This window comes from Herbiconiux sp. VKM Ac-1786 (genome assembly GCF_015350805.1).
In the GTDB taxonomy this organism is placed as follows: domain Bacteria; phylum Actinomycetota; class Actinomycetes; order Actinomycetales; family Microbacteriaceae; genus Herbiconiux.
The window spans coordinates 1,545,962-1,572,511 of record NZ_JADKSG010000001.1 but is presented as its reverse complement, the minus strand read 5'-3'; the positions used below and the strand labels follow the sequence as shown (position 1 = coordinate 1,572,511).

Sequence of the window (26,550 nt, the reverse complement as noted above, 5' to 3'; positions counted from 1 at the left end):
GGTCCAGACTTCCGCGTGCGAGCGAGCGGCGGATCGTCCTGAGGGACCGGGTCGGCTACTGCAGCCGCGGTACCCAGGTGCCACACGCGGCCACGGTCAGCGGCGCCCGAAGAGGCCGCGGCGGGGGCGGGGGCCGGGGGCGGGGCGGGCGGCGGCGCGGTAGAAGGGCGCCACCCCGTGCAGCAGGTGCCGCGCCCCCGGCGACGCGTAGAGTACGTCGACCGGCGCCGCCGTCGAGAACGTCGCGAGCGCCCGGCCGAGGTCGGCCGCCAGCGAGGAGCGCAGCGACGGCGGCCCCACGACGACGAGCAGGTAGCTCGAGTCCGAGGGCGGCGTGACCGTCCACCCGAGCACCGCCTCCGAGACGTCCGGATGCCCCGCGAACACCGCGGCGAGCGCGTCCGTCATGCCCGGCGGCACCTGCGCCGGCTCCCCCACGAGCACCCGCGTGCCGGCCGGAACCTCTCGCGGTGTCAGCGCCGCGGCCCCGTCGAGCAGCTGCCCGATCTCCCCCGGCAGGAACTCCTTGCCGTACGGCGAGTGCGGGTTCAGCACGAGAGTCGCCCCGCGCGTCATCTCCCAGAGCGCCCGGCACGGCATCCCGAGGAACGCCCGCTCGAACCCCGGCACGGCCTCGAGCGTCTCGCGCAGCCGCTCCTCCGAGGTGTAGAACGGCTGCACCGAGCGCCCGTCGGGGCCCCGCAGATCGGCCAGTGTGACGGTGCGATCATCGGATGCCCGTCCCGGCACGATCACCGTGCTCTCCCGCAGCGCCTCCACGAACGCCGGCGCGGCACCCCGGTCGGTGGCCGCGGCCTGCAGCAGCTCCTCCAGAGACGACGAGGACGACGAAGGTGAGGGAGATGCAGCGCTCATCCCCCGAGCGTATCCCCGGGCATCCGCTCGCTAGGCTTGACGCATCATGAGCCAGGACACGGCCACCGAGAACTACCTCAAGGCCATCTACGCCCACACCGAGTGGCAGCCCGTGCCGATCAGCCCCTCGGTGCTGGCGGGCCGGCTCGGGGTCGCGCCGTCTTCGGTGACCGAGATGGTGAAGAAGCTGGCGGCGGGCGGGATGCTCACCCACGTGCCCTACGGACCGCTCACCCTCACGGCCGAGGGCCGGCTGCGCGCGATGGGCGTGGTGCGCCGGCACCGGCTGATCGAGACCTGGCTGGTGCGCGAGATGGGCTTCGGCTGGGACGAGGTGCACGACGAGGCCGAGGTGCTCGAGCACGCGATCAGCGAGCGGCTGCTGGAAGCGATCGACGAGCGGCTCGGGCATCCGCTGCAGGATCCGCACGGCGACCCGATCCCCACGGCGAGGGGCACCGTGCCGAGCTTCGACGCGCTGCTGCTGGCCGACGCGCCCGCGGGCCACGAGGGGCGGGTCGTGCGCATCAGCGACCGCGACCCGGCGCTGCTGCGCTCGCTCGCGGCCGAGGGCATCGGGCCGGGCACCGCGGTGCGGGTGGCGACCGAGCCGGCCGTCACGCTGCAGCAGTTGGACGCGACGACGACGGCGTCGGCCCGAACCGAAGTCCCGGCCGACGCCCTCGACGCCATCTGGCTGACGGCGTAGACGCGCGAACCTCTACCCCTCCACCTCCCGAAGGTGCCGGTACTTCCCCTTGAAGTACAGCAGCGGGTCGTGCCTGTGCCACGACGCCGGGCTCATCTCGTTCACCCGCCCGATCACGATCAGGTGGTCGCCCGCCTCGTGCTCGGCCCAGATGTCGCAGTCGAGCCACATCAGGGTGTCGGCGATCACGGGGTTGCCCGAGGCGGCGGGCGACCAGTCGATGCCCGCCCACTTGTCGGTGCCCGAGCGCGCGAACTGGTTCGACACGGTGTGCTGGTGGTGCGAGAGCACGTTCACCGAGAAGCGGCCGGTCGAGCGGATGCGCGGGTAGGTCGTCGACGTCGTCATCACGCTGAACGACACCAGCGGGGGCTCGGTCGAGACCGAGTAGAACGACTGGCAGGTGAAGCCGACGGGGGCGCCGTCCTCGATGCCGCCGATGATGGTGATGCCCGAGGCGTAGTGCCCGAGCGTGTCGCGGAACACCCGCGGGTCGATGGCCGCCGGGGCGAGGCCCGGGGCGCCGCCCGAGGCGATGTCCGGTGCGGCGCCCGAGAGCGCGCGGTCTGGTGCGATGGTCATGTCCGTCTCCTTGCGGTCACGCAACCGGTGCAGAGGAAGAAGCGGCGGCGCCGGCCACCACGGCCAGCCGCGCGAGGTTCCGCGCATACTCCGCCGCGGCCTGGGACACGATCTCGTCGAGATGGTCCATCTGGCCGGCGACGAAGTAGAACCCGCGCCCCGGAACCACCGCACCGAGCTCGACGAGCAGCGGTGCGAGGTTCACGGTCGGGCCCATGGCGTGGGTGAGGTCGCCCCCGGTGTGCACCGGGATCGCCGTCACCCCCGCGAGGCCGTTCGCGGGATAGCGGTCGAGGAACGCCTTGAGGAGCCCCGTGTACGTCGCCTTGTAGGTCGGCGACGCGAACACGGCCAGGTCGCTCGCGGCGACCCGCTCGTTCAGGGCGGCCATCGTCTCGGAGGGCCACGCGAAGATCTCGCCCGTGTGATCGGCGAGGTCGATGATCTCGAGCTCGTACGATCCCGGCACGAGCAGCTTCTCGACCAGGGTCTCGGCGACCTTGAGCGTGCGCGAGCGCGGCTTCGGGTTGCCGACGACGATGGTGACCTTCAGTGCCATTGCTTCTCACTTCATACCGATTGACAGGAAATGAGGAAGCGGTGACGCGAGCCGCAGCGCGAGACATCCACTTCGCTCAACACTCCACCGAGGTCTTGTGGCTCGGTGGGCCCGCAACGGCTTACGTTGCCCTTCCAGTATCGGCACCCGAGGTTTCGGGCGTATTTCGCCAGTAACAATCCGTCAGAGAGCGGATGCGCATCCGCTCGCCGGGCCGGCGCCGACGGTGGCGCAGCCGCTCGCCCGCCGCGCGTTCTGGCGCGGAGGAAGTGGCGCAATCGATCCTTCGCGGTGCCGAAACACCGGTGCAACGACGGCAGGACAGACTGGCTCCGCTCGCACCACCTGCACCATTCCCGCGCCTCCGCCCCACCGGAGCGCCCTTCGACAGATGGAGACGCCATGCCCCGATCCGTTCCCCGCCTCGCCTCAGCCGTCGGCCTCGTCGCCGTGACGGCTCTGGCTCTCAGCGCCTGCAGCTCCGGCAGCTCGGCCGAGGAGTCCGGCGGCTCCACGCCGGCGGCCGCCGTCGGCGACGTCGACCTGTCGGGCGTCTGCCCGGCGACCGTCGTCATCCAGACGGGCTGGAACCCGGAGGCCGAGCACGGCCACCTCTACGAGCTGCTCGGCCCCGACCCGGTGATCGACACGACCGCCAAGTCGGTCTCGGGCCCCCTCTACTCGGCGGGCGAGTACACCGGCGTCGACGTCGAGATCCGGGCGGGCGGCCCGGCGACGGGGTTCCAGCCCGTGTCGAGCCTGATGTACACCGACCCCGACATCCTGCTCGGCTACGTCTCGACCGACGAGTCGATCGCGCAGTCGGCCGAGATGCCCACGACGGCCGTGTTCGCCTCGCACGACATCAGCCCGCTGATGATCATGTGGGACCCGGAGACCTACCCCGACGTCACGACCGTGCCCGAGCTGGTGGAGTCGGGGGCGATCATCCGCTACTTCGCCGACACCGCCTACATGCAGTACCTGACCTCGGCGGGCGTCATCCCCGCTGAGCAGACCGACGCCTCGTACGACGGCACCCCGGCCAACTTCGTGGCCGCCGATGGCAAGGACGCGCAGCAGGGCTACGCTTCGGCCGAGCCCTACATCTACGAGAACGAGGTGGAGAACTGGATGAAGCCCGTGGCCTACCAGCTCATCGACGACCTCGGCTTCCGGCCCTACCAGGACCCGGTGGTCGTGCGCTCGGCCGACGTCACCGAGCAGTCCGAGTGCCTGAAGGCCATCGTGCCGGTGCTGCAGCAGGCGGAGGTCGACTACTTCGCCGATCCCGCTGAGGCCAACGCGCTGATCCTCGACCTGGCGGAGCAGTACGACACCGGCTGGGTCTACTCGCAGGGCGTCGCCGACTACGCGGTGAAGACGATGATCGAGGACGGCATCTCGGGCAACGGCGACAACGACACCCTCGGCGACTTCGACGAGGCCCGCGTGCAGGACCTGATGGACAAGGTGATCCCGGTCTACACGACGCAGGGAGTCACCCCCGCCGACGGTCTCACCCCGGCCGACCTCGTGACGAACGAGTTCCTCGACACGACGATCGGGATGACCGACTGACCGACCGCACCCCCGGCCCCCTCGCGGGGCGCCCGCTGGGCATGAACGCGCAGGCGATCCTCGTCTGCGCGTTCATCGCGTCGGCGCAGATGACCTGGGGCGTCATCGTGCCGGCCCTGCCGCTGCTGGTCGAGCGCTTCGGCATCGGCACGGGCAGCATCGGGCTGCTGATCGCGGCGTTCGCGATCGGCCGCGTGATCGCGAACGTGCCGGCCGGGCTGGCGCTCCGGCGGGTGCCGCCGCGGCGCTTCCTGCAGCTCGTCTCGGTGCTGCTCGCGCTGGTCACCGCGGTGACCGGGCTGCTGCCGAGCGAGCCGCTACTGCTGGTCGCCCGGCTGGTGGCGGGCGTGCTCGGCGGGGCGGCCGTGACGATCGGCTTCTCGGTGCTCGTCGCGGGTGCCCCGCCCGAGCGCCGGGGCCGCACCATGTCGACGGCGACCGTGGTGATGATGAGCGGATCCGCCGTCGGCGCCTTGCTCGGCGGCGCCGCGGTCACGGTGCTGGGGGTGGCCGGGGCCTTCGCGGTGGCGGTGCTGCCGCTCGTCGCCTGCCTCGTCGTCGACCTCGCGCGGCCGGCGACGCACTACTGGGCGGCCTTCGCGCCGAAGCCCTCCGCCCCCGATGCGGGCGACGAGACGACGGATGCTCGCGCCGCCGCCTCCCGTCCGCGCCGCCGTCTCCCCACCGGCGCCGGCGCCCTCGTCGTGGGGCTCGTGGCGGTCTCGTTCGCCACCTTCCTGGCCCGCTTCGCCGGCGAGCAGGGACTGATCCCGGTGCTCGCGTACGACACCGGCGGACTCACGCCGCTGACCCTCGGCGTCGCGATGGCCGCCGGCACGCTCATCAGCATCGCCGCCCTGCCCGTGGTGGGCCGGGTCGTCGACCGGGGCGCACGCTTGAGCGTGCTGCTGCCCTCGGCGCTCGTGGGGGCGGGGGCCCTGATGCTCTTCCCGATCGTGAACGCGCCGCTCGCCTTCGGCGCCGTGATCGTCGTCTACTACGTCTCGACCAGCGTCGCCGGGGTGGTGCCGAACGTCGTCACCGGCGAGCGCTTCGAGCCGGCGGCGGCGGGCGCGGTGGTGGGGCTCACGCGCACCGCCGGCGACGTCGGCGCGGCGGTGGGTCCGCTCGCGGTGTTCGCGCTCGCCGACGCGGCGGGCGCCCTCGCGGCGGTCTCGGTCATCGCGGCGGTGCTCGTCGCGGCGCTCGTGCTGCTCGCGCCCGCGGTGGCCCGCCGCCCCGGCACGCCGTGACCGGCCCTACAGGTCGCCGCGCGACGGCTCCAGCGCGATCCGCACCTGATCGGAGCGCTGCCGCCCGTGGTAGATCATCACCACGGTACCGCCCGGCTCCCGCACGGTCGTCTCGATGAACAGCAGCGGCGTGCCCACCTCGGTCGCGAGCAGCTCGGCGGCCGAGAGGTCGGCCGAGATGGCGCTGATCTGGCGGTCGGCCGTCAGCCGCTCATGCCCGAACCGGCTCTCGATGATCTCGAACACGTCGTCGTTCGCGTCGGCCCGCCCGAACTCGTCGCCGGGACGCAGCGGCAGGTAGTAGGTGCGCAGCGAACCGGCCCGCCCCTTGTAGAGGATGACCCGCTCGAACACGGCCATCCGGTCGACCGTCTCGTCGAACAGGGCAGCCATCGGAGTCGGCACCGCGGTGGTCTCGCGCCAGCCGATCAGCACGTAGTCGTGGTCGAGCGGCGCCGGATCGATTTTCAGCTGATCGAGCAGCCGGTCGGTGCGCCAGGTCAGCGGGCGCGGGTTCGCGTAGGTGCCCTGGCCGGCGGTGCGGCCGATGGTGTTCTCCTGCACGAGCATCTGCATCGCGATGCGGGCCGTGTTGCGGGTGCACGAGAACTCGCGGGCGATCTCCTCGTCGCTCGGCAGCCGCTCCCCGTCGGTCGCGCCCGAGAGCACGAAGGCCGAGACGAGGTCGCGCAGGCGCCGCGCCTCGTCCTGCCGGCGGTGCTGGCCGAGGTCGAGGATCTTGTCCTCGGTGAAGCTGCGCCGCCGCGGCGGTCCGGCGGGGCGGCCGGTCGGGTTCTCGGGGCTCACGGTCTCAGACTCTCACGCGAAGGCGGGCACCCCGAGGGTGTCGCGGAGGGTCGTGCCGTCGTAGCGGGTGCGGAACCGTCCGCGCCGCTGCAGCTCGGGCACGAGCAGCCCCACCACGTCGATCAGGTCGCGGGGCGTGACCTGCGGATGCGCGACCATGAAGCCGCCCCGGCTGCCGGTGGCCTCGTACGACTCCTCGAGGTAGTCGGCCACCTCGGCCGCGCTCCCGGCGACCGTGTGCTCGTAGCCGGTGGCGACCTTCCAGAGCGAGTCGAAGAACTCCTCCCGGCTCAGCTCGGTGTCGGCGCCGTGCTCGTTCACGAGGTCGCGGAAGCCCATCGGGCTGGCCTGCTTCGCGATCACCTCGGCCGTCAGCTCGGTCAGCGTGAACCGGGCCGGCAGCTTGGCGAAGTCGTAGCCGGTGTTGTTGGCGAACTGCGCCGCGGCGGCCTCGGGCGGCAGGAGGTCGGCGAGCTGCCGCTTGCGGCGGAGCGCGTCGTCGGTGGTCTCGCCGACGATCAGCTGCAGGTCCCAGAGGATGCCGACCCGCGACGGGTCGCGCCCCTGCTCGAGCAGCGCCTCGTCGAGCGCGGCGCGATGCCTCGCGCGGTCGCCGTTGTCGAAGGCGCCGCCGAACACCACGTCGGCGAAGCCCGACGAGGCCCGGATGCCCCGCGGCGACCCGCCCGCCTGGATCAGCACGGGCGCCTGCTGCGGGCTCGGCACCGAGTTCAGCGGCCCCTTCACCTGGAAGAACTCCCCCGCGTGATCGATCGGCCGGATGCGGCCGGGCTCGGCGACCATCCCCGTCTCCTTGTCCCAGACGAAGGCGTCGCGGTCGACGCTCCGCCAGAGCTCCTGGCAGACGGTGACGAACTCCTCCATCCGGCGGTAGCGGGCGTCGTGGTCCATCAGGGCGTCGAAGCCGTAGTTGGCCGCATCCGCTCCCCGGCTGGAGGCCACCACGTTGAACGCCATCCGGCCCTGGGTGACGAGGTCGAGCGAGTTCAGCAGCCGGGCGACGTAGAACGGATGCATGAAGGTCGACGAGTAGGTCAGCCCGAAGCCGATGTGCTGCGTCTGCTGCGCGAGGGCCGCGATGAACGGGCTCATGTCCTGGCGCGGGTAGCCGATGCCCCACTCAACGGCCGCGTCGATCGAGTCGCCATAGGTGGAGGGGATGCCGGAGCCGTCGCCGAAGAACACCATGTCGAGGCAGCCGCGCTCGGCGGCGAGCAGCAGCTCGGTGTACATCCGCAGGTCGGGGAAGGTGCGGCCCTCCCACGAGCCGGGCAGCCGCCAGCGGCCCTGGTGGTGCGAGAACGAGAGGTCGAGGGCGAGGCTCATCTGGTAGGGCACGGGCGGGTCAGCCTTTCGTCGGCAGGTGGTCGAGCAGCGGCATGACCTCGGTGCCGAAGCGGTCGAGGCCCTCCTCGAAGTCGTCGAAGGTGAGCATTGTGCCCGCAGTCCCGGGCACCGCCGCGATGGCGTTGAGGTGGTCGGCCACCGTCTGCGGCGAGCCGACGAGGGCGCGCCCGCCGTAGAACGGCGAGACGTCGGCGCGGTGGCTCGCGGCGACCGCCGCGCTCGAGCCGTCGGTGCTGGTGTCGTTGGAGTACTCGCGCACCATGCCCTCCACCGCACCCCGGTCGACCCCGCGCTGGTAGAGCTCGACCCTGCGGGCCGCATCGGCATCCGTGTCGCCCATCACGACGAGGGTCGTGGCGAAGGAGCCGGGCGTGCGGCCGAGGCTCTCGCTCTCGGCCGCGAGGTGGGCGTTCGAGGCGGCCACCTCCTCGGCGCTCTGGCCCGAGCCGAAGTGGTAGTCGGCGTACTCGGCCACGAAGCGGCGGCCGCGCGGCGAGGAGCCGGCCGAGATGAGGTCGATGTGCCCGACGGGAGTGGGCAGCACCTCGCAGTCCTCGATGTCGAAGTACTCGCCGTGGAAGGTGACGCGGCCGGTCTCCCACGCGGTGAGCAGGATCTGGGTGAACTCGCTGAGGTAGTCGTACCGGTAGCCGTAGTAGTCGTCGCCGCGCCAGGCGCCCATCTGGGCATACTCGCTGCGGTTCCAGCCGGCCACGAGGTTGATGCCGAAGCGGCCGCCGGAGACCTCGTCGATCAGCTGGGCCATCTTCGCCACCACGATCGGGTTGTAGCTGAGGGGGGAGACGGTGGCGTAGAGCTTGATCCTGCTGGTGATCGGGGCGAGCGCGGCCATCAGGGTCATCGGGTCGATCGTGTGGTTCCAGTGCTGGGTCTCACCGCCGTAGCCGCGGTACTTCAGCATGGCGAGGGCGAAGTCGAGGCCGTAGTGCTCGGCCTTCTCGACGATGCTGCGCTGCAGGGCGAAGGTCGGCTCGTACTGGGGCGAGGTGGTGGAGAGGATCCAGCCGTTGTTGCCGACGGGGAGGAAGACGCCGTAGCTGACCATGGTGGTGCTCCTGTTCTGGGTGCTGACGATGGGCTGGGCGGCTCGGCCGCCGGCACGGCTAGTGGGTGTCGAAGATGGTCTGGTACTCGGCCACCGCGGAGCGGATGGCGTCGAGCTCGGCCGGCGTCGGCGCCTCCGGGTCGGCCGGCAGCGGCAGCGCCCCGAACTTCAGCAGGCACGCCATCAGCAGGATGCGGGCCTTCGGCGCCGAGAGGTTGCTGCCCCGGATGAACAGTCCGCCGATCGTCGACTGCCCGAACGCGTAGCCGCCTCCGCCGCGGCCGACCGCCACCACGGGCATCCCTCGGAAGACGCCCTTCAGCAGCGACGCCCGCATCGACTCGTAGACGCCGCCGTAGGGCGCCGAGCCCTCGGCCACGAGACCGGAGAGCGGATGGTCGCGCAGGTTCTTCTCGATCCGGGCGAGGATCTCGACCTCGCTGTCGGCGCTGTCGCTGAAGTCGTCCTGCCCGTAGTTGACGTAGCGGGCGATGGTCACCTTGGGCATCGCCTCGGGCCGGAGGTGCCCGGCGTCGTCACGGGTCACGACGGCGTCGCCGTGGAGGCCGGTCACGGCATCCGGAAGCCGGTCGAGGCGGAGCGCCGAGGTGGACGTGTGGCGGGCGACCGGCACGAAGGAGAGCACCGGGTCCTCGACCGTGTTGCCCACGATGCCGCCGTGGCCGCCGTAGGCGATGTAGCCGCCGGGACGGGCATCCGCCTTCTGCACCTCGCGGCTGGTGAAGACCTGGCCGTTCTGGATCATCACGGCGCCGACCCGGTCGTCGCCCTGCTCGTCGGCCCAGACGCCCGAGGCGATGTAGTTGACCGACTGCACGAGGTTGTGGTCGCCGTCGTTGCCGAAGACGCCGTGGCCGTACTGCGAGCAGTTGCCGATCAGCGGGCGGCGGGTGGGGATGACGAGGTTCAACCAGTAGACCGTCTCCTCGGTGGTGGGGCTGCCCTCGAGCCAGATGGCGCCGTCGTAGTCACCGTTCGTCAGGGTGTCGTAGACGATGTTCGTCAGGGCGGCGAGCGTCGGCAGCGCGGGCTCCTGGCGCATCGGCATGTAGGGGAAGAAGTCCTCGCCGAGCACCTCGGGCGGCAGGTCGCCGTGCTCGCTTCCGAGGAGCGCGGAGTCGGTGCGCTCGGCCGCCGGCTGCCCCTTCGTGTAGCCGCCCGAGGGCGCCGCCCGCACGAAGTCGAAGTCGGCCACGCCGCTCATCAGGTTGTTGCCGCCGTAGCCGTCGAGGCCGAAACGGTCGATCTCGGCCACGATGCGCGAGGCGTCGGGGTAGAACAGCTGCCGGGCGGTGCCGTTGTCGTCGAACGGGCCGTCCCACGGCTCGCCGTTCGCCTGGGTCGCCGCGTAGGGCAGCGGGAACGGGCCCTTCGCGGGGTCCAGGGTGACCTCGTAGACGGGGGTCCAGCCGTCGCGCGCGTCGGCGCTGAACTCGCCCGACGCCGGGTCGAGCCAGCCGTCGACCGGGCCGTACAGCTCCTGAGCGTCTTTCTCGAGCGGATGCGCGGAGAAGGCCTTGACGTACGCGGTCACCGGCGCGGCCAGCTGCTGGGCGCGCAGCGACTCGGGCAGGCTCGCATCGGCGCCGGCGAGCCCGCGCGCCTGGCGCACCGACTGGCTCGTGCGCAGCGCTGCACTGTTCTGGATGGTGGCGCGGGGCCCCGAGAAGATCACCACGGAGGCGCGGGAGGCGGGTGAGAAGGTCACGCTCGAAGAGTAGGACGCCCCTGTTTCACCCGCGTTGCGGCCGTGTGTTGGCCGCGCTTCGCCACCCTGGGCCGGCGGCGCGGCCCGGGATCACGGGGGCGCGACCGCCCCGGGGCAGGGCTGCGCCGGTCGGCGCCGGTGCCCCCCACCCCGCTCGGGCTCAGGCCCGGGTCGGCACGGAGGCCGCCGTCCGGCCGCGCTGCGCAAGCTCGCGCAGCCGGGCGGCGAGGGCGAGGCGGGAGGCCTCGGTGTCGACGTCGAACAGCAGCAGCTCGGGCAGCGACGTCGCGAAGTAGTCGACGGCGTCCTTCTCGCGTTCGACCGCGGCGGCGCGCTCCTCGAGGGCCGTCCAGACGCGCTCCGCGGCGTCGGGCTCGCCGAGGCGCAGGTGGGCGACGCCGACCCAGTAGTCGGCGGGCTCCGCCGGGCGCGGTGCGACCGCGAGGGCGCCGGCGCCGTCCCGGGCCCGGCGCCAGGCGGCAAGGGCCGGCTCGGTCTCCCCGGCCCGCTCCAGGGCGTCGCCGAGGAGCACGAAGCGCTCGGCCAGACTGTCGGCCGGGTGGCGTCCCTCCCCCAGGTTGGCGGGGACGGCGACGCCGGAGCGCAGGAGCTCGGCCGCCTCGCGCGGCTGCTGCTCGAGCATCCGCCTCGCCACCTCCATCGTGGCGGCGTCGTACACGGCGATCACCCGGCCCTCGCCGCCCTCGAACGGCCGGAAGGTGCGCGTGGCGAGCACGACGAGCGCGTCGTCGGGGCTGCCGGTGGCGACGAGCAGTTCGAGGTGGTTGACCGTGAGGTCGTCGCGGCGCAGCACGACCGGGAGGCCGTGCCGGTCGAGTTCCTGCAGTCGTTCCGCGGGCCCGATGCCCCGGATGCGCGCCAGCACGTCCCGTTCGAAGACCAGGCGCGGGTCGGCGGGGCTCAGCTCGAGGGCCCGCGCGAGCAGCTCGTCGGCCGCGTCGCCGGAGCCGCCGGTGTTCACGGTCGCGATCGCCGCGTTCCGCCAGGCCACCGGATCGGTGCTGCCGAGCGCGAGGGCGTCGCGCAGGGCTGCGAGGGCGTCCTCGGTGCGTCCGGCGTCGAGCAGCCACGACCCGAGCAGGGCCGGGGCGACGGGGTCGGTCGCGTCGGCGGCGATCGCCGCGCGGAGGGCGTCGTGCTCGTCGAGACCGAAGGGGAACGCGAGGGCGGAGTCGGCGGCGCGCGCGGCACGGCGCTCGGCGGCGGCGCGCTCCGGCTCCCCGAGGGCCTCCCACCAGGTCGCCCGGAGGTAGTGCGCGACGGGGACGGGGTTGCCGAAGGCGTGGCCGCGAGAACCTCCCGCGCCCCCGGCTGATGCGGCGAGCGCCTCGGTCGCGGCGAGCGCCGCGCGCCACTGCCCGCGGCGGGCCAGGTCGACGGCGACCGTCAGGACGGTCTTCGGGTCGGCGAACCCGGCGACCTCGCCCTGCTCCAGGCCGGCGAGCACCGCGGCGACCGCGTCCAGAGGATCCGACTCCCGGCGGGCGGCGAGCGCGGAGGCGGCTTCGGTGTCACGGCCGAGCGCGCGCAGGGCCAGGATCGCCAGGTGCGCCGCGTCGGGGTTCGAGGCGTCGTGCGCCTCTGCCGCGCGGGCGTGCCGCAGAGCATCCTCACCCCGCCCCTCGCGGAGCGCGATGCGGGACAGCGCGAGCTCGGAGGGCAGCGCCCACGCCGCATCCCATCCGGCCTTGCCGACGTGCACGGCGGCGGCCCCGAGCTCGCCCTGACGCTCGAGCACGAGCCCCAGCCGGTAGCTCGCCTCGCCGCTCGCGGGGTTGAGGTTGCGGCGGGTGAGGCGCTCGAGGGCGCGCTCGAGGTGCGATCGCGCGGCGTCGTACTCGCCGCGACGGTAGGCGACGGCGCCGAGGGCGACGGACGCCCGGGAGTCGCCGGGATCACGCCGCAGCACCTCCTCGAAGTACGGCACCGCCGAGCGGGTCGGGTGGCGGTTCTGCTGAAGGTGCACGCCGGTGAGGTAGAGCTCGTCGACGCTCTCGATCTCGCCGGGCTGCGGCGGCTCGGTGGCCGCCCACGGCTCGGGCCGGTCGTCGTCGGCACCCTCGGCGTCGGCCGCACCGGACGCGAACGCGATCAGCTCCTCGTCGCCGCGCAGCACGCGCAGGGTCAGGGCCCCTCCCTGGGCTGCGACCGGGTGCACGGCGAGGAAGGGCTCCCCCGGCCCCACCGTGATCGTCCACTCGGCGACGACCGCGGGCGCGCTTCCCTCGGCGCCCTCCGCCGCGCGCTCGAGCACCAGCCGCGCGTCGACGAGCCGCACCGCGCTCGCCACGCCCACCCGCACCTCGGGGCCGTCGACGTCGAGCCGCACGGCGAGCTCCTTCGTCGCCTGGTGCGCCGGGCCGATCTCCTGGATCGGGAACCAGTACTGGCTGAACGTGCGGGTCTCCCCGGGCGCGAGGTAGCTGAAGTCGGGCTGGTTGTCGGTGAACACCCCGGCCATCAGCTCGACGTACGGCCCGTCGGAGTCGGTCAGCTGGGCGTCCCATGCGTGACCGATCGGCCCGTCGCCCCAGGTCCACTGCTTCTTGCCCGGCGAGATCGAGCGGTCGGCCCAGTGCACGAAGCCGGCGCGCTCGCGGTGGTCGTAGCCGCCGAAGAAGCCCTGCTCGGTGTCGGTGACCATGTACGAGGTCGGCACCGGGATGTTGCCGTAGAAGTCGATCCGGTCGGCATCAGGCTGCTCGGCGTCCGCCAGCGCGGGGTAGTCGACCCCGTAGTAGGGCCGATCGGCCCGCGGGAACGCCGTGATGGCGCGCCGGGCGTGGTCGGCCACAAAGCGCACGTCGGTCGGGAAGAACGACTGGTAGTCGTCGTGCGAGCGGGCCGCGACGTTGGCCCACCAGAGGAAGGTCTGGGGCTCGTCGGTGCGGTTGTGCAGTCGTGCCGCGACCTCGATGGCGGCGCTGTCGCCCCGCAGCCGCACACCGTGGTCGCCGCGCATCCGCTGCAGGGGATCGAGGTCGCTGTGCCACACCGTCACGTCGCCGGGGCAGGCGCGCTCGATGCTCGTCTCGACCGGGAGGAAGGTGGCCGGGCGGTGGTGCTGCGGCCAGTTGAACTCGACGCCGCCCGAGATCCACGGGCCCGCGAGGCCCACGAGAGCGGGCTTGATGACGTTGTTGCGGTAGAAGAAGTCGTAGCCGCGGGTCTTGTCGTAGCCGATGTGGATGCGCCCGCCGATCTCGGGCAGGAGCATCAGCCGCACCCAGCGGTTCTCGAGGTGGATCGCCCGCCACCGACGGGGCGTCTTCTGCGCGGCGACGCTGTCGACGAACGGGATCGGGTAGACCTTGCCGCTGGACCCCTGGTAGACCCGCCGGTCGAGGAAGAGCGGATAGCGGTCGGGCTCGCCCGGCTCGTAGCTGTCGATCTCGATCTCGCTCGTCCAGCAGGCGACCCCGCCCTGGTCGATGAGGGCCTGCTGCTCGGGCGGCGCAGCGGGCAGGTCGATCAGACTGAGGGCGTCGTCGGCTTTCGTCACAGCGTCGAGGTTAGGGAGCGCGGGCCGGTGCGCGCCATAGTGGCCTTCCCGATGAACCTGGACAAATCGCTGATGAGGTTGTCTAGACTGTCGCCCGTGCTGATTCGAGACGGATTCCCCGGGCAGCGCCTGCGGGTGCTTCCGAGGCCGCGGGTCGCCGAGGCGCTGTCGTCGCCCATCACGGGGCGGATGCTCGTGACCGACGCCGGCCACTTCCCCCACGCCGCGGCGCACGGCCGTGATCGGCCTCGGGGCGCGGAGGAGGTGGTGGTCATCCTCTGCACCGGAGGGGCCGGTCACCTCGAGGTGCGCGGGGAGGAGCATCCGATGTCACCCGGCGAGGTCGCCGTCATCCCGCGGGGCGAACCCCACCGCTACCGCGCCGACCCGCGCGACCCATGGACGATCTGGTGGATGCACGTGACCGGCGCCGACGCCGACGACCTCGCGACCGCCATCACGCAGGCCGCGGGTGACTTCATCCCCGTGATGCAGGTGCACGACCCCTACGCGGCGAAGGCGGCCCTCGAGCACGCCCTCGTCTCCCTCGAGCGGGACGAGACGGTCGCGAGCCTGTTCGCCGCCGCGGGCGCCGCCTGGGGGCTGCTCGCCCAGCTCGCCGCCGACCGGGCGCGGGGCGCGAAGGAGACGGGCGATCCGATCCTCGCCGCGCAGGACTACCTGCGGGAGCATCTCGAGACCACCACGAGCGTGGCGGAGCTCGCGACCATCGCGGGGCTCAGCATCTCGCACTTCTCGGCCCGGTTCCGCCTGGCCTCCGGGATGGGCGTGGTGGAGTACCACAAGCGCCTCCGCAGCGCCCGGGCCCGCGAGCTGCTGATCACCACCGAGGCCACCGTGGCCGACATCGCCCGCGCGGTCGGCTACGACGACCCGTTCTACTTCTCGCGCCAGTTCCGCGCGATCAACGGCACCAGCCCCAGCAGCTACCGCCTCGCGGCCCGCGACCGCGCGCACCCGCAGCCCTGAGGTGATCCGTCCAGGCGATCGCACCGCGGTCGCCGTGTGATTGCGCCTGAGCGCCCGGGAGTCGATCGCCCGTTCGTCGATATGTCCAGGCCGATCATCCGTTCTGTCTATCGTGACGCGCCGTCGCCGCTCCGTAGGATCGCTCGTTGTAGCCCGCGGGCTATCCGACCCGAGGGAGTGTTCATCTCATGGCTGTCACCGTCGCCAGCGGATCCAAGGCCCCGGCGCGACCCCGTCGCCGGCCGGTGATCTCCAGCGGATGGGCCTTCGTGATCCCGTTCCTGATCTTCTTCGCGATCGCCATCCTCGCGCCCGTCGTCTACGCGATCTACCTGAGCCTGTTCCGCGACCAGCTGGTCGGCGGCTCGAGCTTCGTGGGCCTCGCCAACTACGCCCAGGCGCTCACCGACCCCGACTTCTGGTTCGGTGTCGGCCGGGTCTTCGGCTTCATGATCATCCAGGTGCCGATCATGCTGGTGTTCTCGCTGATCGCGGCCCTCGCGATCGACAGCGGCCGGCTGCGGGCGCCGGGCTTCTACCGCATCCTGCTCTTCCTGCCCTACGCGGTGCCGGGCGTCGTCGCGGTGCTCATCTGGGGCTTCATCTACGGCCCGCGATTCGGGCTGGTGGGCTCGATCAACTCGTTCCTCGGCGCCCAGATCTTCACGCCCCTCACCCCCGAGTGGGTGCTCGGCTCGATCGCGAACATCGCCGTGTGGGAGTTCGCCGGGTACAACATGGTGATCTTCTACGCCGCGCTCCGCACCGTGCCGAACGAGCTCTACGAGGCGGCGTCGCTCGACGGCGCGGGGGCGTTCCGCACGATCCTGTCGATCAAGCTGCCCGCGCTGCGCGGCGCCCTCGTGATCACCACGATCTTCTCCATCATCGGCAGCTTCCAGCTCTTCAACGAGCCGAACCTGCTGAAGCCGATCGCCCCCAACGCGATCACCAGCACGTTCACCCCCAACCTCTACGCCTACAACCTCGCCTTCACCGGTCAGCAGTACAACTACTCGGCGACGATCGCGATCGTGATGGGACTCATCACCGCCGTCATCGCCTACGTCGTGCAGCTCCGGGGCACCCGGAAGGAACTCCGATGAACGCCGCCCCGATCGAGCGCCGGCGCTCCCGGCTGGCCCCCCGCTCCTCCATCGCCCTGACGATCGTCATGGTCGTGCTGGTGCTCTACACGCTGGTGCCGCTGGCCTACCTGCTGATCAACTCGACCAAGTCGCAGGACGACTTCTTCACCTCGTTCGGGCTGGCGTTCGGCTCCAGCTTCAACCTCTTCCAGAACATCGGCGAGGTCTTCAGCTACAACGACGGCATCTACTCCCGCTGGTTCCTCAACACGGTGCTCTACGTCGTCGTGTCGGCGGGCGGCGCCACGATCCTCGCGGCACTCGGCGGGTACGGCATCGCGAAGTTCCGCTTCCGCGGTCGCAGCGCCGTCTTCGCCGTGGTGCTCGGAGCAGTCGCCATCCCCGGCACCGCCCTGGCGCTGCCGACCTTCCTGCTGTTCAGCTCGATCGGCCTGGTGAACACGCCCTGGGCGATCATCATCCCGTCGCTCGTGAGCCCGTTCGGCCTCTACCTGATGTGGACCTACGCCAGCGAGGCGGTGCCGAGCGAGATCCTCGAGGCGGCGCGCATCGACGGGGCCGGGGAGTTCCGCACCTTCTTCACCGTGTCGATCCGCCTGCTGGCGCCCGGCCTCGTGACGGTGCTGCTGTTCTCGATCGTGACCACGTGGAACAACTACTTCCTGCCGCTGATCATGCTGAGCGATCCGAAGTGGTACCCGCTGACGCTCGGCCTCGCCCAGTGGAACGCGCAGTCCACCGGAACGAACGCCGACCCGATCCAGAACCTCATCATCACCGGGTCGCTGCTCGCGATCATCCCGCTGGTGGTCGTGTTCCTGCTCCTCCAGCGCTACTGGCAGTCGGGACTGGCCGCCGGGAGCGTCAAGGCCTGACCGCGCAACCGCACCGGCTCCGCACTCGCACCCGCACCCGCACTCTTCACCTCGCACCACCCGAGAACCCCTACACAAGGAAGTGACACCCGTGAAACGCACCAGGATCGCAGCAGCAGTGCTGACCGCAGCGCTCATCGGCACCGGCCTCGCCGCGTGCTCGCCCGGAGGAGGCGCCGGAGGCGGAGCCGCAGCCGGCTCCGGCTCGCCCGCCGACCTCGAGGCAGCCCTCGAGAAGGGCGGCGAGATCACCTACTGGGCGTGGGCCCCCGCCTCCGAGGCGAAGGCCAAGGCCTTCGAGGAGAAGTACCCCAACGTCACCGTGAACTACGTCAACGCCGGCAGCGGCGTCGACGAGTACACCAAGATCACCAACGCGATCAAGGCCGGCACCGGCGCTCCCGACGTCGCCCAGATCGAGTACACGGCGATGCCCCAGTTCTACCTCGCCGACAACCTCGTCGACCTCTCGGGCTACGGCTTCGGCGACCTCGAGGACGACTACATCCCCGGCTCGTGGAGCGCCGTCGCGTCGGGCGACAAGGTCTTCGGGCTGCCGGAGGACTCGGGCCCCATGGCGATGTTCTACAACAAGCGCGTCTTCGACCAGTACGGCATCAGCGTGCCGACCACCTGGGACGAGTTCAGCGCCGCCGCCGAGAAGCTGCATGCGGCCGACCCGAACCAGTACCTCACCTCAGACGGCGGCGACGGCTACTTCGCCAGCAGCATGATCTGGCAGGCGGGCGGCCACCCGTTCCAGGTCGACGGCACCGACGTGACCATCGACCTCCAGGACGAGGGGACCGCCAAGTGGACGGGCGTCTGGAACGACCTCGTCGAGAAGAAGCTGCTCTCGCCGACGCCGAGCTACACCGACGACTGGTACAAGCAGCTGGGCAACGGCCAGATCGCGGCGCTGATCAGCGGCGCCTGGATGCCGAGCCTGCTCGAGTCCGCGGCGCCCGAGGGCTCCGGTGACTGGCAGGCCGCCCCGATGCCGACGTACGACGGCACCGCCGCGTCCGCGAACTTCGGCGGCAGCGCGCAGGGCGTCATCTCGCAGACGAAGAACCCGGCCCTCGCCGCAGCCTTCGTGCAGTGGATCAACGACACCCCCGAGGGTGTGCAGATCCTGCAGGACTCGGGCAGCTTCCCGTCGACGGTGGCCGCGCTGACCGCCCCGGAGTTCGCCGAGGCCACCTCGGACTACTTCGGCGGCCAGCAGGTCAACAAGGTGCTCCTGGCTGCCGCGGACACGGTGCCGGAGGGATGGCAGTACCTGCCCTTCCAGACCTACGCGCAGACGATCTTCGCCGACTCGGTCGGACAGGCGTACGCGAGCAACTCCGATCTGAACCCCGGCCTCATGAAGTGGCAGGAGTCGCTCGTCAGCTACGGCAACGAGCAGGGCTTCACGGTGACGGGCAAGTAGCACCCGGCATCTCGCACGCAAGAACGGCCCGGCTCGCGAGAGCCGGGCCGTTCTTTCGTGCGCGTCGTCTTCGTCGTCGTCGCTCAGGCGGTGACGCGCACGAGCCGGGAGCGGTGAAGCCGCGCTCCGTGCACGGCGAGGCGCTCGCGGTCGGCGAGCGGGCGCACCCGGGCGTCGAGGTGCACGGCGCTGTCGGGGCTCCACGGGAGCAGCGCCAGCTCGAGCTCGCCCGACAGGCCCGTGACGTCGATCTCCCACGAGCGGCCGCTCCAGAACTGGTCGGACACGAGCAGCCCGTCGTGGTGGGCGCGACCGACGTCGCCGACCCAGTCGAGGTCGAGGATGACGCGGTCGCGCGGCCCGGCGCCCTCGGCCGCCTCGGGCGTCTCGGGCGTCTCGGCCGTTTCCGGGGCCTCGGGCAACCGCAGGCGGTAGCGCGCGGCGAGTGCGAAGTCCTCGTCGAGGGGCGCCGAGAGCCGGCCGCCGCTGCCGCCGTGCCGCACCGGTGCCGTGCCGCGCGCCTCGCTCACCAGCTCGACCACCACCTCGTCGGCCGTGCCGTCGGCGCCGTCGAGTCCGACCCGGTACACGCCGCCGAGGCCGTCGGGGCCCTCGAGCTGCTGCACCCCGGCGCCGAGGCGGGAGAGGGCCGGGATCGTCGTGAGGGTCTGGGGGCCGTCCGCGACGCGGATCGACAGGCCGCCGTCGAAGCCGACGTCGGCCGCGCTGAACACCAGGTGCTCGACACCGTCGACCTCGCCGCGCCAGAGCGTCTCGGCGGTGGCGGCGTCGAGCACGATCATCCGCGCGCCCCCGAGCTCGAGGCCGTTCCCGACGGTCGGCACGGCCACCGGATGCACGGGGTGGTGGTCGGTGCGGCCGGCGACCGTCTCGTGGACGACCTCCACCGGCAGCCCAGCCGTCTGGACGAGCACGACCGTGGGCACGCCGTCGAGCTCGAGCTCGGTCACGAGCTGCGCGGTCGCCGAGAAGCGGCTGCCGTCGGGGAGCAGGCGGCGCACCGGCCAGACGAAGGAGGCGCCCGAGGGCACCTCGGCCGCCTCCGACGGCACGACGACCGTGTGCTCACCGAGGGTGAGCTCGAACTGCACGGTCTCCGCGGGGAGCGGGGCGACGGCGGGCTGGTAGGTCGAGAAGAACAGGAAGCCCTGCTCCTCGTCGGCGCGGAGGGACGCCCGCGGCTCGCCCTCGGCGAACGACGGCACGGCCGGCGCCAGGACGTCGGCCGCCGTCTGCGCGAACAGGTGCTGCAGCCGGAGCAGGTCGGCGTGGCGCCGGCGCTGGCCGAACGAGCCGAGGGGCGCGGCAAAGTCGTAGTCGCGGAGGGGGAGGTCGTTCGGGTAGCCGGTCGCCTGCGACTCCTGCGTGCCCGGCACCTGCACCCCTCCGTGGTACATGTAGTAACCCTGGAACACGGAGCCGCTGGCGAGCTTCGCGAGCGCGACCGCCGCGACGTCCTCGGGGTCGACGTGGGGGCGGCGGTGGTAGGCGACGGGCATGCCGCCGCCGAGCTCGCAGGTCGCGTAGGGGACGGCGCCGGTGCCGGGGTCGATGCCGGTGCCGGGGTCTGCGACTGCGTTCGCGTCGGCGTCGGCGTCGGCGTCGGTCTCGCCGGCCGCGCCGGCGGCGCTCGCGGCCCGCACGTCGGCCCCCACCCCGAGGTCGTCGCGCTCGTCGCTGAAGCGGAAGTGCATCGCGTAGTTCGCGGGCCAGCCCGCGTCGCTGTCCTCCCAGAAGCCGTCGACGTACCCGGCGTAGACCGGCAGGAACTCGTCGGGCGGAAGCTCCGCGCCGCCCCAGCCGGTCGCGGTCCAGAGCGGGGCGCTCATCCCGGCCTCCTCGGCCACGCGCCGGAGCGTGCTCAGATGCCCGGGCTGGTCGTAGAGCTCGTTCTCGACCTGGATGGCGATGATCGGGGCGTCGGGGGTCTCGGCGCTCCGGAACAGTCCGCGCAGCTCGTCGGCCATCGCCCCAATCCACGGGGTGACGAGCTCGAGGTAGGCGGGATCGTCGGTGCGCAGCTCGACGTCGGCCGACTGCACCCAGTCGGGGAAGCCGCCGTTGCGGGTCTCACCGTGCACCCACGGGCCGATCCGGAGCACGACCTCCAGCCCGACCTCCCGGGCGGTCTCGACGAAGCGGCGCAGGTCGAGGGCGCCCGACCAGTCGATGGCCCCCGGGGTCGGCTGGTGCAGGATCCAGATCGCATAGGTCGAGACCAGGGTGACGCCGTTGCTCCGAAGGGCGGCGAGGTCCTCGCGCCAGCGCGCCGGGTCGGTGCGCGAATAGTGGTACTCGCCGGCGACCGGGAACCACGGCCTCCCGCCCCGTTCGAGGTGGGTGCGGCGCACGACGACGGCGTCGCCCGGGACGGAGTCGCCGAGTCGCAGGGCGGAGACCGAGGGATCGGCGGGGGCGGAGGTGAGCCGGATGCGCCGCGGCGCTCCGGACGTGCTGAGCTGGGCCACCTCCCGATCCTTCCGTGCCGGCGCCGCCGACGGAATGCCTCCTGCGCGGGACCGCCTGGATGATTCGACGCCCCGGCGCGATCAGCGGAACGTCCAGGGGTTCCGCCGGATCGCCCATGGAGGCGGGCAGCCTCCCGGGTGAGGCTGGAGCACCACCCGTCGAGGTGCGACTGCGACGAGGTGGACGACCGCGATGATCACCGGGATGACCCCGAGCACAGGCGCTCGTCTGCACCTGCGCGGGATGCGCGACGGGCGGCTGATCGAGGCCGTCGTCTCGCGCCGGGCCGCGGCGCTGCGGCTGCTCACGGTGGACGGACTGCACCTCGTGGAGCCGACCGCGTCGACGGAGCCCGCCCCCGGGGCGGCCGGCGCCGTGCTCGCCCCGTGGCCCAACCGGGTGGAAGGCGCCCGCTGGACGCTCGACGGCGTCGAGCGGCGGCTCCCGGTCGGCGATCCCGAGAACGGGCACGCCAACCACGGGCTCCTGCTCGACCGCGACTGGGACGTCGCCGGGCACGACGACGACGCCCTGACGCTGCGCACGGTGCTCGAGCCGAGCCCGGGGTATCCCTTCCGGCTGGAGCTGACGACCCGCTACGCCCTGGACCCCGGGAGCACCGGGAACGCAGGCGACGCCGCGAACCCCGGCGGCACCGGTGCCGGCGTCTCCGTGCAGCACGACGTGGTCAACCGCTCGGCGGAGGCGGCGCCGTTCGCGCTGGGCGCGCATCCGTACCTCTGCATCGGCGACCGCCCGGGAGACGAGCTGACGCTCACCATCGAGGCCGACCGCGCGCTGGTGCTCGACGAAGGATGGATCCCGCGGGGCGAGCGGCCGGTCGAGGGCACCCGGTGGGACCTGCGGGGCGGTCGTCGGCTGACGGAGATCGACCCGCACTCGGGCTACACGGCGCTGCGCCGTCGGGGCGGACAGGTGGTGCACCGGCTGGAGGCCCCCGACGGCACCGCGGTGGAGCTGTGGGCCGATGCCGTGTTCGGCTGGGTGCAGGTCTACCGGGCTCCGCAGTTCGCGACCGACCGCGGCACCAGGAGCGCCCTCGCCGTCGAACCCATGTCGGCGCCGCCGAACGCGCTGCGCACCGGCCGCGGGCTGCACTGGATCGGGCCCGGAGAGGCCTGGAGCGCCCGGTGGGGCATCCGGCTCGGGCCGGAGCCGTCGTCCCGAGCATCCGTCACCACCATCGAGGAGCGAGCATGAACCCCGTCACCACCACCCCGATCACCCTCGGAGCCTCGCGGCTCGGCGAGCGGCCCGACGCCGAGGACCTGGCCGACGCCTTGATCGCCTCGCCGCTCGGCCACGTCGACACGAGCAACATGTACGCCGAGGGTCGCAGCGAGGCGCTGCTCGGCCGGGCGCTGGCGAGGGCCGGCGGGCTGCCGCCGGAGAAGCTCATCTACTCCAAGGCCGACCGCGACGTCGCGACGGGCGTCTTCGACGGCGACCGGGTGCGCCGCTCGCTCGAGGAATCGCTGAGCCGGCTGGGCGTCTCGAGCCTGCCGCTCTACCACCTGCACGACCCCGACACGATCACCTTCGCCGAGGCGATGGCGCCCGGTGGGCCGGTGGATGCCCTGCTCGCCCTGCGCGACGAGGGCGTGATCGGCGCCGTCGGCATCGCCGCGGGCACGATCGGCCAGGTGCACGAGTACGTGGCGACCGGCGTGTTCGACGCCGTGCTCTCGCACAACCGCTTGACCCTGGTGGACCGCTCGGCCGAGCCCACCTTCCGCCTCGCCCGGGAGCTCGGGATGACGGTCTTCAACGCGGCGCCCTTCGGCGGGGGCGCGCTCGCCAACGGGTCCTCGGCGGACTACGGCTACCGGCCGATGCCCCCGGAGTTCGCGGCGCACCTGGCCGCGGTGCGGGCGCTGGCGGACGACGCGGAGGTCGACCTCGCGGCCGCCGCCCTGCAGTTCTCGCTGCGCAGCCCGCTGGTCACGACGACCGTCGTGGGCGTGCCGACGCCCGAGCGGCTCGCCGACCTGCCCCGCCTTCTGGCCTCGCCCGTGCCCGACGGGTTCTTCGCGGCGGTCGAGGCGCTCGGGCCGCCGCCGGCGAACGGCAACGACTGACACAGCGCTCGCGCGCCGACGCCGCGATCTACGTGATCGAACGGATGACCGGGGCCGGGCACCGCGTGGCCGGGTCGGGTGCCGCGGAGAGCTGATTGACGAGCGGCGCGGCACCGAGCATCCTTATCTGGAGACCCGGCTCCAGAAGACGGGGTGGTCCGTCCGAACGAGGGAGTCGCGCGAGTGTCAGCGGAGCTTCTCGCCTTGGGCGAGTTCCTCCGTGCACGGCGCAACGTCACCCAGCCCGAGGACGTGGGGCTCGAGCGGGCGCCGAGACGGCGGGTTCCGGGGCTGCGGCGCGACGAGGTCGCGCGGCTCGCGGGCATCAGCGAGCAGTACTACCTGCGGCTGGAGCAGGGCCGCAACACCCGGCCCTCCGACCAGGTGCTCAACACGCTCGCCCGGGCACTGGTGCTGGACGCCGACTCCCGCCAGTACCTGTTCCGCGTGGCCAGCGGCGAGCACCGTCACCCCGAGCCTCCCGCGGCGGACTCGGCCGACCGCGTCGCCCGCGTGCTGAGCCAGTGGACCCACACCCCGGCCTACGTCTCCGACAGCAACCGCGACATCGTCGCCTCGAACATCCTGGCGACGAACCTCGGCCACGGAGGCCTCGCGACCGGGTCGAACGTCGTGGTCGACCTGTTCAACGAGCGGATGAAGCGCACCCTCGTCGAGTGGGAGCAGATGGTGCCGTCCACCGTGGCGGGCCTGCGGCGCGACGCCGACCCGTTCTCCCCCCGCCTGAAGGAGCTCGTCGAACAGCTCTCGGTCGACGAGGACTTCGTGCGGCTGTGGTCGCGCTACGACGTCTCGGGCCCCGAGGAGGCCCACTTCCACATGCTCATCGAGGGCGTCGGAACGCTCGAGATCGACGTGCAGAACTTCGCCGTGCGCAGCATGCCGGGCTACCTGCTCACGGTGCTCTCCGCACCGCCCCAGAGCCTCACGGCCGCGGTCTTCGCGAGCATGGCCGCCGCCCTCCTCCCTCCGGCCACTGCGATTCCTGCACCAGGCACTAGCTGACGTCGCGATCGAGCGGTTAAGGTGTGCCCATGAATCTGGAGCAGACGCTGGCCGAGTCCCGCACGGTGATCCGGGCGATGCTGTCGAGCTGGCACGGCGTCCCCGCCCTGCTCTGCGACCGTCACTTCACGGTGCTCGAGTCGAACGCGATGGCCCGGGCCCTCTCGCCGGGCTTCGCCGTGGGCATGAACCTCGCCCGGTTCACGTTCCTCGAACCGGCCGTCGACCGGGAGCACGCCATGTACGGCGTCGCCGCCGACCAGGTGGTGACCCTGCTGCGGGAGTCGCTCGACCAGCACAAGGGCGACCGGGAGTTCCGCGAGATCGTGGGCGAGCTCTCGGCGAAGAGCCTGGGCTTCTCGGTGGCGTGGGCCGACGACACGCTCGCCGCGAAGAGCCGCGACCTGATCGTCTTCGACAAGACGCCGGTCGGGCCCGTCCGGCTGTACTACCAGGTGCTGCGGGTTCCCGAGAACACCGACGACTCGCTCATCGTGTGGGCCCCCGCCGACGAGGACTCCCGTCAGGCGCTGGAGCGGCTCGAGCGCACGCGCTAGCGCGCCGGCCAGCCCCGGAGCGGCCCTCGCACCGGCCGCCCGGTGAGCGCGTTCTCCCGGATGCACGAGAGCACCTCGAAGGCACGCGTGCCCTGCGCCACCGGCCAGACGGTCATGAAGAACCCGCCGGGCACCTCCAGCACCTGCCACGGGAACTCGACCAGCTCGTCGTCGCCGACCACGAGGAGGATCGTCCCCTGGGACATCGGCCGGGCGTCGTGCCGGGCCCACAGCCGCCGGAACACCGCGCTGGTGATCGACAGCTCGCCCACGATCTCCTGGAACCGCTTGTTGTCGGGGTCGCCGTGGTACCTCAGCGCCGCCACCGCGCGGCGGGCGATGTCGTGGATGCGCTCCTCGTCGACCTTGGCGAACGCCGCCAGGGCGAGATTGCCGTCGAACAGCTCGACGCTCGGGATCAGGACGTCGGCCATCTCGTTGATGGCGACGACGTCGAGATTGCTGTCCTCGACGAACGCCGGCACGTCCGACCAGGTGTCGAGCAGCGACAGCACCGCGTCGCTCACGGGCGTCGGCTCCTCGCGCGGAGCCGACGGCGAGAAGCCCGGCCGGGCGATCCGGTAGAAGTAGCTCCGCTCGAGGGGATCGAGGCAGAGGGCCTCCGCCAGGCTGTTCAGCACCTGGTGCGAGATCTGATGGTTCTGGCCCTGCTCGAGGCGGATGTAGTAGTCGCGGCTGATCCCGGCCAGAGTGGCCAGCTCCTCCCGCCGCAGCCCCGGCACGCGCCGGCCGTCGTCGACGAGCCCGAACGACGCCGGATCCAGCTGCGACCGGCGGGCACGCAGGTACTCCGCGAGAACCGAGGATCGGGCATTCATGTCGGGATCACTCCGATCGGAGAGGGGATCCGCTCACGGTACCTCAGCGGGCGGCGCCGGAGCAGATCCCCACCAGGGACACCTTCCGGCCCCGCCCGTCAGCGCACCGGCACCGCCCGTCAGCGCACCTGCCCCGCCCGTCAGCGCACCTGCACCGCCGTGAACTGCAGCTGCGGATGCGCGTACGCCTCCTGCGCCTCGACCAGCTGCAGCTCGCGCCGACCCGAACGGTGCGTCGCCTCGATCAGGTCGAAGACGCTCGACACGGTGCGCTCGAGGGCCGTCGCGGCCGAGCCGGTCGAGCGGTAGTGCGCCGTGAAGAGCGCCGCCGTGACATCGCCCGACCCGTTCGCCTTGAACGGCAGGAGGGGGGTCTGCACGATCCAGGCACCGGCGTCGTCGACCACGAGCATCTCGATGGTGTCGGGGGCGCGGTCGGGGCGCTCGACACTGGTGACGAGCACGGTCGACGGGCCCATCGCGCGAGCGAGATCGGCCGAGGCCAGGGTCGACTCGAGCGAACCCGGCTCGGTGCCGGTGAGGTAGCCCAGCTCGAACTGGTTCGGGGTGATGATGTCGGCCACGGGCACGACCCGGTCGCGCAGCAGCTCGGGGATCTCGGGGGCCACGAAGCAGCCCGACTTCGCGTTGCCCATCACGGGGTCGCAGGCGTAGACCGCCGACGGGTTGGCGGCCTTCACGCGCTGCACCGCGTCGACGATCACGTCGCCGATGCCGACGCCGCCCTGGTAGCCCGAGAGCACCACGTCGATCTCCGGCAGCACACCGCGCTCCTCGATGCCGAGGATGACGTCGTGCACGTCCTCGGGCGAGATCAGCGGACCGCGCCACGCGCCGTACCCGGTGTGGTTGGAGAAGTTCACCGTGTAGACGGGCAGCACCTCCACCCCGATGCGCTGCAGGGGGAACACGGCCGCGGAGTTGCCGACGTGCCCGTAGGCCACGGCCGACTGAATCGAGAGGATCTTCACCCCTCCATCCTCCGCCCTCCGCGCACCTCCCGTCACCTTTCCCGGCGAGCAGGCAGCACCCGGGCGGCTCCGGACACGGCGCCGA

The 26,550-nt window shown here is 72.1% G+C and carries 22 protein-coding genes; 11 read left to right on the top strand and 11 right to left on the bottom strand.

Annotation, left to right across the window (positions count from 1 at the left end; genetic code table 11):
* Positions 1 to 96 precede the first annotated feature (96 nt).
* A complete protein-coding gene (locus ITJ64_RS07805) occupies positions 97 to 876 on the bottom strand; it encodes an enhanced serine sensitivity protein SseB C-terminal domain-containing protein (RefSeq protein WP_194680101.1) in 780 nt (259 codons plus the stop codon).
* A gap of 46 nt (positions 877 to 922) precedes the next feature.
* Here ITJ64_RS07805 and ITJ64_RS07800 point away from each other — a divergent pair, with 46 nt between their 5' ends.
* On the top strand, positions 923 to 1,585 hold the full coding sequence (locus ITJ64_RS07800; RefSeq protein WP_194680100.1) for a metal-dependent transcriptional regulator: 663 nt from the start codon (positions 923 to 925) through the stop codon (positions 1,583 to 1,585).
* 12 nt (positions 1,586 to 1,597) lie between these two features.
* Here the strand turns inward: ITJ64_RS07800 and ITJ64_RS07795 are convergent, their stop codons facing one another.
* Both ITJ64_RS07795 and ITJ64_RS07790 read right to left on the bottom strand, forming a co-directional pair.
* The gene (locus tag ITJ64_RS07795; protein WP_194680099.1) at positions 1,598 to 2,167 is read right to left on the bottom strand and encodes a flavin reductase family protein; all 570 of its coding nucleotides are present in this window, start codon (positions 2,165 to 2,167) and stop codon (positions 1,598 to 1,600) included.
* A 16-nt stretch (positions 2,168 to 2,183) separates the two neighbouring features.
* On the bottom strand, positions 2,184 to 2,726 hold the full coding sequence (locus ITJ64_RS07790) for an NADPH-dependent FMN reductase (RefSeq protein WP_194680098.1): 543 nt from the start codon (positions 2,724 to 2,726) through the stop codon (positions 2,184 to 2,186).
* Positions 2,727 to 3,128: 402 nt separating this feature from the next.
* On the opposite strand from ITJ64_RS07790, the gene ITJ64_RS07785 reads away from it, so the two are divergent.
* Positions 3,129 to 4,307: an ABC transporter substrate-binding protein gene (locus ITJ64_RS07785; protein WP_194680097.1), complete on the top strand. Its 1,179-nt coding sequence runs from the start codon at positions 3,129 to 3,131 to the stop codon at positions 4,305 to 4,307.
* Between the two features lie 41 nt (positions 4,308 to 4,348).
* Entirely contained in the window at positions 4,349 to 5,560 is a 1,212-nt protein-coding gene (locus tag ITJ64_RS07780) for an MFS transporter (protein ID WP_194680096.1), read from the top strand.
* A 6-nt stretch (positions 5,561 to 5,566) separates the two neighbouring features.
* Here the strand turns inward: ITJ64_RS07780 and ITJ64_RS07775 are convergent, their stop codons facing one another.
* The 5 genes from ITJ64_RS07775 to ITJ64_RS07755 all read right to left on the bottom strand — a co-directional run bounded on the left by ITJ64_RS07775 (position 5,567) and on the right by ITJ64_RS07755 (position 14,053).
* Positions 5,567 to 6,367 (bottom strand): GntR family transcriptional regulator, encoded by an 801-nt coding sequence (locus ITJ64_RS07775; protein ID WP_194680095.1) that lies wholly within the window; start codon positions 6,365 to 6,367, stop codon positions 5,567 to 5,569.
* 12 nt (positions 6,368 to 6,379) lie between these two features.
* Entirely contained in the window at positions 6,380 to 7,726 is a 1,347-nt protein-coding gene (locus ITJ64_RS07770) for an NtaA/DmoA family FMN-dependent monooxygenase (RefSeq protein WP_370545085.1), read from the bottom strand.
* Positions 7,727 to 7,733: 7 nt separating this feature from the next.
* A complete protein-coding gene (locus tag ITJ64_RS07765; protein WP_194680094.1) occupies positions 7,734 to 8,801 on the bottom strand; it encodes an LLM class flavin-dependent oxidoreductase in 1,068 nt (355 codons plus the stop codon).
* A gap of 58 nt (positions 8,802 to 8,859) precedes the next feature.
* Positions 8,860 to 10,530: an asparaginase domain-containing protein gene (locus ITJ64_RS19305; protein WP_370545084.1), complete on the bottom strand. Its 1,671-nt coding sequence runs from the start codon at positions 10,528 to 10,530 to the stop codon at positions 8,860 to 8,862.
* 160 nt (positions 10,531 to 10,690) lie between these two features.
* A complete protein-coding gene (locus ITJ64_RS07755; RefSeq protein ID WP_194680093.1) occupies positions 10,691 to 14,053 on the bottom strand; it encodes a DUF5107 domain-containing protein in 3,363 nt (1,120 codons plus the stop codon).
* A gap of 96 nt (positions 14,054 to 14,149) precedes the next feature.
* Between ITJ64_RS07755 and ITJ64_RS07750 the strand changes: the two genes are divergently transcribed.
* The 4 genes from ITJ64_RS07750 (at position 14,150) to ITJ64_RS07735 (ending at position 18,462) form a co-directional block, all read left to right on the top strand.
* On the top strand, positions 14,150 to 15,043 hold the full coding sequence (locus ITJ64_RS07750) for a helix-turn-helix domain-containing protein (protein WP_370545083.1): 894 nt from the start codon (positions 14,150 to 14,152) through the stop codon (positions 15,041 to 15,043).
* Between the two features lie 188 nt (positions 15,044 to 15,231).
* The gene (locus ITJ64_RS07745) at positions 15,232 to 16,149 is read left to right on the top strand and encodes a carbohydrate ABC transporter permease (protein WP_194680092.1); all 918 of its coding nucleotides are present in this window, start codon (positions 15,232 to 15,234) and stop codon (positions 16,147 to 16,149) included.
* Positions 16,146 to 17,027 (top strand): carbohydrate ABC transporter permease, encoded by an 882-nt coding sequence (locus tag ITJ64_RS07740; protein ID WP_194680091.1) that lies wholly within the window; start codon positions 16,146 to 16,148, stop codon positions 17,025 to 17,027. The genes ITJ64_RS07745 and ITJ64_RS07740 overlap by 4 nt, the downstream gene beginning before the upstream one ends.
* Before the next feature lie 91 nt (positions 17,028 to 17,118).
* Complete coding sequence (locus ITJ64_RS07735; RefSeq protein WP_194680090.1) at positions 17,119 to 18,462, top strand: sugar ABC transporter substrate-binding protein; 1,344 nt, start codon at positions 17,119 to 17,121, stop codon at positions 18,460 to 18,462.
* Positions 18,463 to 18,545: 83 nt separating this feature from the next.
* Here ITJ64_RS07735 and ITJ64_RS07730 read toward each other — a convergent pair whose 3' ends face one another.
* On the bottom strand, positions 18,546 to 20,951 hold the full coding sequence (locus ITJ64_RS07730) for a beta-galactosidase (RefSeq protein WP_194680089.1): 2,406 nt from the start codon (positions 20,949 to 20,951) through the stop codon (positions 18,546 to 18,548).
* A gap of 205 nt (positions 20,952 to 21,156) precedes the next feature.
* Between ITJ64_RS07730 and ITJ64_RS07725 the strand changes: the two genes are divergently transcribed.
* From ITJ64_RS07725 to ITJ64_RS07710, 4 genes are all read left to right on the top strand, one after another.
* Entirely contained in the window at positions 21,157 to 22,173 is a 1,017-nt protein-coding gene (locus ITJ64_RS07725; protein ID WP_194680088.1) for an aldose 1-epimerase family protein, read from the top strand.
* Positions 22,170 to 23,051 (top strand): aldo/keto reductase, encoded by an 882-nt coding sequence (locus tag ITJ64_RS07720; RefSeq protein WP_194680087.1) that lies wholly within the window; start codon positions 22,170 to 22,172, stop codon positions 23,049 to 23,051. The genes ITJ64_RS07725 and ITJ64_RS07720 overlap by 4 nt, the downstream gene beginning before the upstream one ends.
* Positions 23,052 to 23,234: 183 nt before the next feature.
* Entirely contained in the window at positions 23,235 to 24,077 is an 843-nt protein-coding gene (locus ITJ64_RS07715; RefSeq protein ID WP_194680086.1) for a helix-turn-helix transcriptional regulator, read from the top strand.
* A gap of 29 nt (positions 24,078 to 24,106) precedes the next feature.
* The gene (locus tag ITJ64_RS07710; RefSeq protein ID WP_194680085.1) at positions 24,107 to 24,634 is read left to right on the top strand and encodes a hypothetical protein; all 528 of its coding nucleotides are present in this window, start codon (positions 24,107 to 24,109) and stop codon (positions 24,632 to 24,634) included.
* On the opposite strand, the gene ITJ64_RS07705 is transcribed toward ITJ64_RS07710, so the two are convergent.
* Positions 24,631 to 25,473, bottom strand: a complete 843-nt coding sequence (locus ITJ64_RS07705; RefSeq protein ID WP_194680084.1) for a helix-turn-helix domain-containing protein — start codon at positions 25,471 to 25,473, stop codon at positions 24,631 to 24,633. The genes ITJ64_RS07710 and ITJ64_RS07705 overlap by 4 nt on opposite strands.
* A gap of 140 nt (positions 25,474 to 25,613) precedes the next feature.
* Positions 25,614 to 26,465: a pyridoxal kinase PdxY gene (gene pdxY, locus ITJ64_RS07700; protein ID WP_194680083.1), complete on the bottom strand. Its 852-nt coding sequence runs from the start codon at positions 26,463 to 26,465 to the stop codon at positions 25,614 to 25,616.
* Positions 26,466 to 26,550 lie beyond the last annotated feature (85 nt).